The organism is Dietzia sp. B44 (assembly GCF_014145245.1).
In the GTDB taxonomy this organism is placed as follows: Bacteria; Actinomycetota; Actinomycetes; order Mycobacteriales; family Mycobacteriaceae; genus Dietzia; species Dietzia natronolimnaea.
The window spans coordinates 1-10,527 of sequence record NZ_JAALEF010000266.1 but is presented as its reverse complement, the minus strand read 5'-3'; the positions used below and the strand labels follow the sequence as shown (position 1 = coordinate 10,527).

The following is a 10,527-nucleotide window of genomic DNA, read 5'->3' as shown; positions in this document are numbered from 1 at the left end:
CGGCCGCGACGGACCGGGCGATCTCCGGGTCCGTCGAGGTGTCGAACCAGTGCTCGGGGGCCGACGGCAGATCCGCGTCGTCATCGGTGGCGGGCGGCTCGTAGCGGAACACCCCGTCGTCGTCCTTCTTGGCCACGGCCTTGGCGAAGTTCTCCAGCGAGTCCCCGAACTGCGAGGGGATCATCCACATCGTGGCCGCGTCGCCCTTGGCCATCTCCGGCAGGTTCTGGACGTACTGGTAGGCCAGCATCTCCGGCGTGGGCTTGGAGGCCTTGACGGCCGCGTTGACGCGGGCGATGGCGGCCGCCTGGCCCTCCGCCACGAGGTAGCGGGCGGCCCGCTCACCCTGGGCACGGAGCATGCGCGACTGCCGGTCGGCCTCCGCGTTGAGGATCGAGGCCTGCTTGTTGCCCTCGGCGTCGAGGATGGAGGCCTGCTTGGCGCCCTGGGCGGTGGTGATGGCGGCCTCGCGCTGTCCCTCGGCGGTGAGGATCGTCGCGCGCTTCTCGCGATCGGCCTTCATCTGCTTCTCCATCGACTCCTGGATCGACAGCGGCGGGTCGATGGACCGCAGCTCGACACGGGCCACGCGCAGGCCCCAGCGGCCGGTCTCGGAGTCCAGCACCCCACGGAGCTGCTTGTTGATCATGTCGCGGCTGGTGAGCGTCTGCTCGAGCGTGAGCCCACCGACGACGTTGCGGAGCGTGGTGGTGGCCAACTGCTCGACGGCGACGATGTAGTTGTTGATCTCGTAGACCGCGGCCTTGGGGTCGGTGACCTGGAAGAAGACGACCGTGTCGATGTTCAGCGTGAGGTTGTCCTCGGTGATCATGGACTGGGGCGGGAAGGTGACCACCCGCTCGCGCAGGTCCACCTTCGCGCGGACCCGGTCGATGAACGGGATGATCAGGGTGAGCTGACCACTCACCGTGCGCTGATAGCGGCCGAGCCGCTCGATGACCGCGGCCTCCGCCTGCGGGATGAGCTTCACCGAGCTCACCACCACCGAGGCGATCAATATGACGATGACGGCAAGGAAGATCAAGCCACCCATGGTTTCCTCCTGTTGTGTCGTGCTGTCGGCTGTGTGTCGGACTCGCGCTCTCTAGATGCCACGCACGACGATCGCGGTGGCCCCTTCGATCTCATGCACGAGGACCTTGTCCCCCGCGTCGAACGTCTCGCCCTCGATGAGCGGGCGCGCCGTCCAGGTGTCCCCCGCGATCTGCACCAGGCCGCCGGCCGGCCCGATCGCCTCGACCACGGTGCCGTCGCGTCCGGTCAGCGCGGCCGTGTTGGTGTCGTGCTCGGGGAGCGCGGACAGGAGGCGCCGGCGCACGAGGGGTCGTACCCCCGCGACGAGGATGATCGAGACGAGGGCGAACGCCAGGGCCTGCCCCCAGACCGGCGCGCCGAGCGCGGCCGCGGCGGCCCCGCCGAGTGCACCTCCGGCGAGCATGATCAGGAACAACTCCCCGCCCGCCGCCTCACCGGCGGCGAGCAACACCGCAACTGCGAGCCAGGCAAGTCCTACATGCATGTCCACGACCCTACCGACATCCGGCGTTCGGCAGGGGGGACGTCGTCCCACGAGCGGACTACGCTCACATGACGTGTCGACTCTCAAGAAGTTCGCGTGGCTGTCGGTGGCCACGTCGATCGTCACCATCTCGCTCAAGATGGTGGCCTGGTGGGTGACCGGATCGGTCGGCCTGCTCGCCGACGCGGCCGAGTCGGTGGTCAACCTGGTGGCCGCGGTGGTCGCGCTCATCGCCATCACCGTCGCCGAGCGCCCGGCCGACGACGACCACCAGTACGGCCACTCCAAGGCCGAGTACTTCTCGGCCGTGGTCGAGGGCGCGATGATCTTCGTGGCCGCGACCTTCATCCTCTACACGGGTGTCGAGCGACTCATCAACCCCGTGCCGATCGAGTCCCTCGGACTGGGCCTCGCGATCTCCGTCGTGGCGGCCGTGATCAACGGAATCGTGGGGACGTTGCTCATCCGGGCCGGGGTCCGACACCGGTCGCCGACCCTGAAAGCCGACGGGAAACACCTGATCACCGACGTCGTCACCTCGGTCGGCGTCGTGGTCGGGGTGACCCTGGTGTGGATCACCGGCTGGGAGTTCCTCGATCCGGTCGTCGCGATCGCGGTGGGGCTGAACATCCTGTTCATCGGGTACAGGCTCGTCCACGAGTCCGGGATGGGGCTGATGGACGCGACACTCCCCGAGCAGGACAACAGGGCGATCCAGGAGGTACTGGACAGGCACCGGCAGCCGGGTCGGGTCGACTTCCACGAGTTGCGGACCCGCGAGTCCGGCCGGTGGCGGTTCGTCGAGTTCCACGCGCTCGTCCCCGGCGACTGGAGTGTCGAGCGGGGTCACGATCTGGTGGAGAAGGTCGAGCAGGAGATCCACGCCGCGCTCCCGCACTCCCACATCACCACCCACCTGGAGCCGATCGAGGACGAGCGCGCCTACAACGACGTGAAGCTGTAGGCATGGGCCACCCGATCATGTTCGACGACTCCGATCCGCTGCTCGCCCGGTTGCGTCGGATCTGCCTGGCGCTCCCCGACGCCGCGGAGAAGATCTCGCACGGGCGGCCGAACTGGTACACCACCAAGGTCTTCGCCTCCTACGGCGGAACGGTCAAGGGGGACCACGCGGATCCCCTGCTCGCCCGCGCCCTGCTGTTCCTCCCGGACCCCGAGGACCTGCCTGCCCTCGAGCAGGACCCGCGCATCGTGGTGCCCGCCTACGTCGGCGTCCGGGGATGGCGGGCGCTGCCACTGGACCGGCCCGGGGAACACGGGGCGGGCGATCCGGGCTCCGTGGACTGGGACGAGGTCGCCGAGCTGGTCGAGTCCTCCTATCGGCAACTCGCCGGGGCCCGGAGGGTCGCCCGCCTGGACGCCGAACAGCGGGAGGCCGGCCGGGGGGAGCGCTAGGCCCCTTACCGGACCTCCCGCTCCGAGGCGACGTCGTCGATCAGCACGGCGATGTGGAACATGCTGGTCAGCAACGAGCCGTAGACCGGCCAGGAGTCCCGGGGCAGTCGGCCGTCCTCGGCCATGGCGTGCGTCAACCCCACCAGGCGGTCGTGGATGGACGCCATCTCGGCATCGGGATCGGCTATCGCGTGGCCGGCGTCTCGAGCGATCGAGGCCCACTCGCTGCGGAAGCGCTCGTCCCACGGCCCCTCCGCATAGGTGGCCTCGTGGAGAGTGCGGATGAGGTGCCTCATGTGCGAGACGGCCTCGTCGACGCGACCCAGCACCTCCTCGTAGTCGACCCCCTCGCCGGCAGGCTGTCCGCGGCCGAGGCGCTGGCGGGCCAGGCGGGGATTCGAGCGGCGGCTCTCGCGGGCGAAGTGCACCGTTCCCCACGCGGTCTCGACCTCGTCGGACACCGACTCGATCTCGCGTCTCCACGCGTCGGCGGCGTCGGTCTCCCAGGAGGTGGAGAACTCGTCGGACATGTTGATGAGGATGTCCCCGATCCGGCGGTCGATGAGGTCCGCGTGGCTGGCCGCCTGTTGATCCCGCATCGGAGGGATGATCAGGAGATTGACCAGCACGCCGATCCCCACCCCGACGGCGACCTCGATGATGCGGTCGAGGAGCAGGGGCTGTTGGTCGGAGAACCCGCTGGAGAGCACGAACACCGCGGTGGTGGCGATCGCGACGCCCTCGTCCCGGATCCAGGTGATCCGGGCGCCGGCCAGACCCACGAACATCGCCAGGGCGAAGGTCCACACGTTGACGCCCAGGTAGAACCCGATGAGGAAGGACAGGCCGACGCCGATCGCGGACGCCACCGTCGTCTGCACTCCCCGGGAGAGCGACCTGTGGACGGTGGCGTGCACGGTGAGCAGGGCGGTCCACGGCGCCAGGAACGGCAACGGCGAGTCCAGGACGTGCGCCGAGAGCCACCACGCGGCCGTGGCGGCGATCACGCTCTTGACGATCTGCAGCAGGTCGGTCCTGACGTCGGGCCGGCCCGCGAGTTCTCGGAGTCGTGGCATACGCAGCATTCTCGTGGGTGGCCCGACGTGACGACAATCCCGGGCCCGGCGACCGTCGGGCGAGGTGACCGTCGGGCGAGGTGACCCCGGTGCGGTGCCCGACTCTGCCCTAGGGTCGGTGAGTACTCGAGTCAGCCGTATCGCTCAGCGTCCCCGGAAGGACCCATGGACCCGCTCAGTTCCCCCACCCTGTCGGCGGTGACGGTCGATCTCGGCCTCGACACGCGGCTCACGCTGCTCGCCGCCGGACTGGTCTTCCTGCTGGCCCTGGGGCTGGGGGTGTGGAAGTACCGGCAGATGGCCACGAGCGCGGACCACCTCGCGCACCCCTACGTCGACATCGCGCACCGGGCGGCCCTGCTCTACTCCTTCGCGATCCTGCTCATCGCCGCGTTCGTGGAGCTGAGCAGCTGGCCCACGTGGGTGAACCTCGCGGCGGCGGGGGTCCTGGTGTTCTTCTTCGTGGGGGCGATCGCCAGCTACATCGTCCACGGCGCGCTGCGGGACACGACCAACCAATTCGAACACCCGTCGACCATGCTGCGGGTCGGGATGCTGGCACTCATCGTGGGGGAGATGGGCGGGTTCGCGGTCCTGCTGGCGGGATTCGTCGACGGTCAGTTCCTGGCCTAGCAGTTCCTGGGCTGAGCCGATTTCCGGGCGGCGCGGTTAGGCTGGCCGTATGCCGCTGCGCCCCCGTTCCGACGCCGCCTCCCCGAGGAAGAGATCGTCCGAGGGCATGGACCTGGGCACCCGGTCACTGGTGCTGGGGGTGGGGTCCCTGGCGCTGTCCTGGGTTCCACTGCTCAACATCATCGCGTTCCTCGCCGCGCTGATGGCCGTCGCCTTCGGGTTGCTCGCGCGGTGGCCCACGGGGTGGCTCACCAACCAGGAGCCGGACCCGCGCCGGGGACTGGTCGGGGTCGTCCTCGGTGGGGTCGCGATCGTCGTCTTCGTCGTCACGGCCGTGCGGTACTCCGCGCTGTAGCAGCACCAACCCCGCCGACGGCACCGGCCTCGGCGATCGCGGTGCGTCCTCAATGCGAGTTGGACACCACCCAGCCGATCGCCGTGCGCATCCGACGGGCGAAGGTCCCGGGATGGGTCGCGCACGCGGCGTGGCCGGCGCTGATCGGGAACACCGCGCTGTGCGGCAGAAGATCGGCCATCTCGTCCTGGATCCACCGGGGGAAGGCGATGTCGCGCATGGTCTTGACGACCGCGACGGGCAGCTCCAGCTCGTGGAGCCACGACGTGGAGTTGAACCGGGCCACCTCCGTGATCACCGTCCTGTGGGTCGCGAGGGGCACGGAGGCCAGTTCCCGCATCGCCCAGGTGTAGGCGCTGGGCACCTCGTCGTCGATCTCCCTGGCCACCTCGACGGGTACGGCGTTGAGCACGGGGGCGCCCCGGGTCAGCGATCCCATCGTGATCTTCTCCAGCGCGTTGCGCTGGGCACCGGTACCGGTGGCGGCCAACACCAGTCCGCCGAGGCGGGAGGGGTCGCGCCGGGCCGCGAGCTGGGCGACGATGCCGCCCATCGAGTACCCGCCGATGACCGGCTTCTCCAACTCCAGGTGGTCGGAGACGCGCAGCACGTCCTCGCCCAGCGCCCCGAAGTCGAACGGGCCGCCGTGGCCCATCCCGTGGCGGCGCTGGTCGTAGGCGATGAGCCGGTACTCGCCCCGCAGACGCTGGAAGGTCTGATACCAGTTGAGCATCCCGGTGGCGGCCATCCCGTGCAGCAGGACGACCGGCGTGAGGTGCTCCTCGCCGGTGTCGTAGAGCCTGGTGGTGACGTCGTCGGTGAGGGTGACGATCCGACCGGCCGGAAGCAGCGTCATGTCCGGCGCCATCCGCGGAAGGCGCGATGCCGACCTCGGGATCGCGGCCAGCGGGTTCCTGGTCATGAGTGTCCTCCTCGGGTACCTGACCCCGATTGTTCGCCTCTTCGCCGCGCTCTGCACGACCGGACGCGCGGTCACTCCGCGGAGACCAGTCCCCGGTCCACCAGGAAATCCCTCGCGACCAGCGCCGGATCGTCGCCGTCGACGTCGACCCGCATGTTCATCTCGACCATCACCTCGTTGTCGAGGACCTCGACGAGCGGCGCGAGGACCTCCTCGATCTCGGGGTGCGCGTCCAGGAACTCGCCCCGCACCACGGTGGCGAGGTTGTAGACGGGGAAGAAGCGCTGGTCGTCCTCCAGGACAACCAGGTCGAGGCCCTTGACCCGGCCGTCGGTGGTGTAGACCTCGCCGAACCGGCACTCCCGGCCGGTGGCGGTGGCCTGGTAGATGATCCCGGGCTGCATGATCGGCACCGGGACCGTGGCCGCGTCGAAACCGTAGGCCTCGGCCAGCCCGGGCCAGCCGTCACGGCGCACGGAGAACTCGGTCTCCATGCAGGTCACGGCGGAGTCCGGATCGGTCTGGACGAGCCGGGCGTAATCGGAGAACGTGCGCAGCCCGGTCTCCTCCGCGGTGGCCCGGCTCATGGCGAACGAGTAGGTGTTGTCGACGGTCGTCGGGGGCAGCCACCGGATGTCGTGGGCCTCGAGGTCGGCGTCCCGGACGGCCACCCACTGCCCCTCGGGGTCGCGGATGGGTTCCGAGTTGCCGAGATAGCTCATCCACGCGGTGCCCGTGTACTCCATCCCGATGTCCACCTGGCCGGTGACCAGGGCCTGCCGGAAACTGTTGGATCCGGCCAGCGAGGACATGTCGGAGACCTCCATCCCGGCGGCGGCCAGGAGGAACTCCACCAGGTAGCTGCTGATCACGCCCTCGGTGAAGTCCTTGCCGCCGACCGTCACGCGCACCCCTTCGAGCGCGGGGACGGTGCCGTCCGGGCCGGGGCCCACGGGCAGGGGCACGGACCCGCCGTCGCTCAGCCCGCACCCGGTCGCCACGAGCACGGTGGCCAGACACGAGGCGAGGAGTCGCTTCACGGTGGTCATCGCAGCCCCCTCGGGTTGAACAGGACCTCGCCCACCCCGCCGAGCCAGTCGACCAGCAGGGCCAGGCACACCGCCAGGACGGAACCCACCACGAGTGTGGTGGTGTCCTGGAGTCGATAGCCGGTGTCGATGAAGATGCCCAGCCCGCCCGCGTCCACCAGGAAGCTCAGCGTGGCGGTGCCGACCGCCAGGACGAGCGTGGTGCGGAGCCCGGCCAGGATGAACGGCACCGCGAGCGGCAACTCGACCGTGCGCAGGACCCGGCTCGTCGTCATGCCCTGTCCCCTCGCGGCGTCGATGAGCGCGGGATCCACGTTCCGGATCCCCACGATCGTGTTGCGCAGCACCGGGAGCAGTGAATAGACGGCCACGGGCAGGACTCCGATCCAGAAGCCGGTCCGGTTGGTGGCCAGGAACAGCAGCACGATCAACCCGATCGCCGGTGCCGCCTGGCCGACGTTGGCGATCCCGATGGCGACGGGCGCGAGGAAACCCATCCGGCGGCGGGTGAGCAGGATCCCCAGCGGCACCCCGACCGCGACCACGATCGCGGCCACGGTGAAGGTGATCTGGACGTGCTCGAGGGTGCGCTGGGTGATGGACGAGGCGTTGAGCGAGGCCCTCTGGGTCTCGTCGAGCTCGGTCCCGAAGGCCCACCACAGCACGCCCACCGCGGCCAGCGTGATGATGACCGGCTGGACCACCAACCGGGCCGAGTCCGCGCGGGACGCGGCGCGGGACGCGGTCGCCGCGGCGCTCACGAGCGCTCCGCGGGGTCCGGGGAACCGGGGACGTTGTGGTGGTGGTGGATGCGCCGGAGCTCTCCCACCAGGTCGTCGATGCCGATCGTCCCCCGGTACGCCCCGGAACGGTCGACCACCACGGTGGTCGCGCTGGCGGTCGAGAGCAGCCCGTCGAGCGCCTCCTGGAGCGTGGAGTCGACCGTCACGGTGCCGGCCACCGGCTGGCCACCCGAACGCAGGTCGGGCATCCGCGCCACCAGGTCCCCGCGCACCCAGCGCAGGGGGCGCCCGGAGTCGTCCAGGACCACCGCCCACTCGTCGTCCGTCCCGCGTACGCGGGAGGCGAAGTCGGCCGGGTCCTCCGACTCCCTCGCCGTTGTCGCCTCTCCGAGGACCACGTCCCCCACCCGCCGGAGGGTCAGTGTCTTCAACGCCGCGTCGTCGCCGATGAAGCCGGCCACGGTCTCGTCGGCCGGGTTGGCGAGAATCGCCTCGGGGGAGTCGAACTGCAGGACCGACGAGCCGGGCCCGAGCACCGCGATCCGGTCGCCGAGCCTGACGGCCTCGTTGAAGTCGTGGGTGACAAAGACGATGGTCTTGTGCAGCTCCTCCTGCAGGCGGATGAGCTCGTCCTGGAGGGAGGCGCGGGTGATGGGGTCCACGGCGCCGAACGGCTCGTCCATGAGCAGCACCGGCGGGTCCGCGGCCAGGGCGCGCGCCACCCCGACCCGCTGCTGCTGGCCACCGGAGAGCTGGGCGGGGTAGCGGTCGCGGTAGTCGGCCGGGTCGAGGCCCACCAGCTCCAGCATCTGGTCCACGCGGTCCGCCACGCGCGACTTCCTCCACTTGAGGAGCCGGGGCACGGTCCCGACGTTCTGGGCGACCGTCAGGTGCGGGAACAGGCCGGACGCCTGGATGGCGTAGCCGATGTGGCGCCGCAGGGTGTCGGCGTCGAGGGTCCGGTTGTCCTGGCCGTCGATCGTGATGGTCCCCGAGGTGGGTTCGATCAGCCGGTTGATCATCCGCATCGTCGTGGTCTTGCCACAGCCGGAGGGACCCACGAACACGGTGGTGCGTCCGGCGGGCAACTCGAGAGAGACGTGGTCGACGGCCGGTCGGTCCTGGCCGGGGTAGACCTTGGTGACGTCGTCCAGGGTGATGGGCACCCCGGACACGGCGCCGGCGTCGTGCGCGGTGGGTGTGGTCACTGGTTCCCCCTGATGGTGAGGCGTCCGAGGAGGACGAGGAGCGCGTCGAGGACGAGCGCGAGGACGACGATGAGGACGGTCGCCGTGAGCGCCATCGGCAGCGCGGTGGGCGTCCCCACCCGGGATAGCCCGGCGAAGATCAGGTTCCCCAAGCCCGGGCCCTTGGCGTAGGCGGCGATCGCGAGGATGCCCATGGACATCTGGGTGGACACGCGGATCCCGGCGAGGATCGACGGCCACGCCAGCGGGATCTCCACCCGGCCCAGGACCCCGATCCGGCTCATCCCGACCCCGCGCGCGGCGTCCACGGTGGCCGCGGGGACGGCGTCGAGTCCGACGATGGTGTTGCGCAGGATCGGCAGCACCGCGTAGATCACCAGTGCCGTCATGGTGGGCAGCACGCCCAGCCCCAGGATCGGGATGAGGAGTCCCAGCAACGCGAACGAGGGCACGGTCAGCGCGGTGGCGGCCAGGCCGGTGGCCACGGCGGAGCCGGCCCTGCTGCGGTACACCGCCACGCCGACGGCCACCGACAGCAGCGTGGCCAGCAGGACCGCCTGCACGGTCGCGCTGACGTGCTGCCAGGAGTCGGTGGCGAGCTGGAGCCGGCGGGTGGAGATGAAGTCCACGAGGTCGTTCAACGTATCTCGGCTCCGTCCGTGCGGTTCGGTCTGCTCACGCTATCCGGATGGGCACGTGTAGAGGGGTGGGAACGAGTATGTCGCGGTGGGATCCGGCGTGCGACCGGTGGCCGTGATGCACCATGGGGCCATGACTGCGAGGCCCGACCGCCCCCTGGACCCTGACCTGATCGAGCACCTCGACGAGCTGCTCGCCGCCACCGGCAGGATCGCCCGCCGCCACTTCCACGGCGAGCTCGAGGCGCTGGTCGCCGGCGACAAGGGCGGGGGGCGGGGGTACGACCCGGTGACCGAGGCCGATCGCGACATCGAGGCGTTGTTGCGGGCCGGGATCTCGTCGATGGCGCCGGGGGACCGGGTGGTGGGGGAGGAGAACGGCGAGTCCGGGCCCGCGGACGCCCCCCGCACCTGGTATCTCGACCCGATCGACGGCACCAAGGCCTTCCTCACGGGGATGGCGGGGTGGGGCACGCTCGTCGGGGTGGTGGAGGACGGCCGGGCGGTCGCCGGGTGGATGGACCAACCGGTGTTGGGGGAGACCTTCGCCGCGGTCCACGGACGCGCCACCGTACGTCGCCGATCGGACGGGCCGGAGGCATTCGATCTGCACGTGTCGGGGTGCGACGAGCTGTCCGAGGCGATCATGTACACCACCCACCCGTCGATGTTCGGGGACGGTGAGCTGCGCCGACGCTACGACGACCTCGCCACCCGGGTGCGCCTGCAGCGCTTCGGCGGGGACTGCTACGCCTATTGCATGCTCGCCGCGGGCCGGGTGGACCTGGTGGTCGAGTCCGACCTGAAGTCCTACGACATCGTGGCCCTCATCCCGATCATCGAGGCGGCCGGCGGCGTGATCACCGGACCGGACGGTCGGCAACCGCTGGACGGCGGCACGGTCGTGGCCGCCGCGACACCGGCCCTGGCGGAGCAGGCGTGGGCGG

Annotated in this window: 13 protein-coding genes; 5 read left to right on the top strand and 8 right to left on the bottom strand. The window is 70.2% G+C overall.

Features of this window, described 5'->3' with window-relative positions:
• The coding region (locus G6017_RS09500) for an SPFH domain-containing protein (RefSeq protein ID WP_182617106.1) at positions 1-1,054 on the bottom strand (1,054 nt) is incomplete at its 3' end.
• Positions 1,055-1,105: 51 nt separating this feature from the next.
• Positions 1,106-1,540 (bottom strand): NfeD family protein, encoded by a 435-nt coding sequence (locus G6017_RS09495; protein WP_179523646.1) that lies wholly within the window; start codon positions 1,538-1,540, stop codon positions 1,106-1,108.
• 73 nt (positions 1,541-1,613) lie between these two features.
• On the opposite strand from G6017_RS09495, the gene G6017_RS09490 reads away from it, so the two are divergent.
• Together G6017_RS09490 and G6017_RS09485 are read left to right on the top strand one after the other, a co-directional pair.
• Positions 1,614-2,504, top strand: a complete 891-nt coding sequence (locus tag G6017_RS09490) for a cation diffusion facilitator family transporter (RefSeq protein ID WP_182617103.1) — start codon at positions 1,614-1,616, stop codon at positions 2,502-2,504.
• Positions 2,505-2,506: 2 nt separating this feature from the next.
• Positions 2,507-2,956, top strand: a complete 450-nt coding sequence (locus tag G6017_RS09485; protein WP_179523644.1) for an MmcQ/YjbR family DNA-binding protein — start codon at positions 2,507-2,509, stop codon at positions 2,954-2,956.
• A 5-nt stretch (positions 2,957-2,961) separates the two neighbouring features.
• On the opposite strand, the gene G6017_RS09480 is transcribed toward G6017_RS09485, so the two are convergent.
• Positions 2,962-4,032 (bottom strand): FUSC family protein, encoded by a 1,071-nt coding sequence (locus G6017_RS09480; protein ID WP_182617101.1) that lies wholly within the window; start codon positions 4,030-4,032, stop codon positions 2,962-2,964.
• A 165-nt stretch (positions 4,033-4,197) separates the two neighbouring features.
• Between G6017_RS09480 and G6017_RS09475 the strand changes: the two genes are divergently transcribed.
• Both G6017_RS09475 and G6017_RS09470 read left to right on the top strand, forming a co-directional pair.
• The gene (locus G6017_RS09475; RefSeq protein WP_182617099.1) at positions 4,198-4,665 is read left to right on the top strand and encodes a hypothetical protein; all 468 of its coding nucleotides are present in this window, start codon (positions 4,198-4,200) and stop codon (positions 4,663-4,665) included.
• A gap of 49 nt (positions 4,666-4,714) precedes the next feature.
• The gene (locus G6017_RS09470; protein WP_179523641.1) at positions 4,715-5,020 is read left to right on the top strand and encodes a hypothetical protein; all 306 of its coding nucleotides are present in this window, start codon (positions 4,715-4,717) and stop codon (positions 5,018-5,020) included.
• Between the two features lie 49 nt (positions 5,021-5,069).
• Here the strand turns inward: G6017_RS09470 and G6017_RS09465 are convergent, their stop codons facing one another.
• From G6017_RS09465 to G6017_RS09445, 5 genes are all read right to left on the bottom strand, one after another.
• Positions 5,070-5,942, bottom strand: coding sequence for an alpha/beta fold hydrolase (locus G6017_RS09465; protein WP_241731450.1), 873 nt, complete (start codon positions 5,940-5,942; stop codon positions 5,070-5,072).
• 71 nt (positions 5,943-6,013) lie between these two features.
• Entirely contained in the window at positions 6,014-6,991 is a 978-nt protein-coding gene (locus tag G6017_RS09460; protein WP_179523640.1) for a glycine betaine ABC transporter substrate-binding protein, read from the bottom strand.
• Entirely contained in the window at positions 6,988-7,752 is a 765-nt protein-coding gene (locus G6017_RS09455; protein WP_182617098.1) for an ABC transporter permease, read from the bottom strand. Before G6017_RS09455 ends, G6017_RS09460 begins: the two co-directional genes overlap by 4 nt.
• On the bottom strand, positions 7,749-8,942 hold the full coding sequence (locus G6017_RS09450; RefSeq protein WP_182609364.1) for an ABC transporter ATP-binding protein: 1,194 nt from the start codon (positions 8,940-8,942) through the stop codon (positions 7,749-7,751). Before G6017_RS09450 ends, G6017_RS09455 begins: the two co-directional genes overlap by 4 nt.
• Positions 8,939-9,583, bottom strand: a complete 645-nt coding sequence (locus tag G6017_RS09445) for an ABC transporter permease (RefSeq protein ID WP_182609363.1) — start codon at positions 9,581-9,583, stop codon at positions 8,939-8,941. Before G6017_RS09445 ends, G6017_RS09450 begins: the two co-directional genes overlap by 4 nt.
• Positions 9,584-9,713: 130 nt before the next feature.
• On the opposite strand from G6017_RS09445, the gene G6017_RS09440 reads away from it, so the two are divergent.
• A partial coding sequence (locus G6017_RS09440) for an inositol monophosphatase family protein (RefSeq protein ID WP_182617097.1) occupies positions 9,714-10,527 on the top strand: 814 nt, incomplete at its 3' end.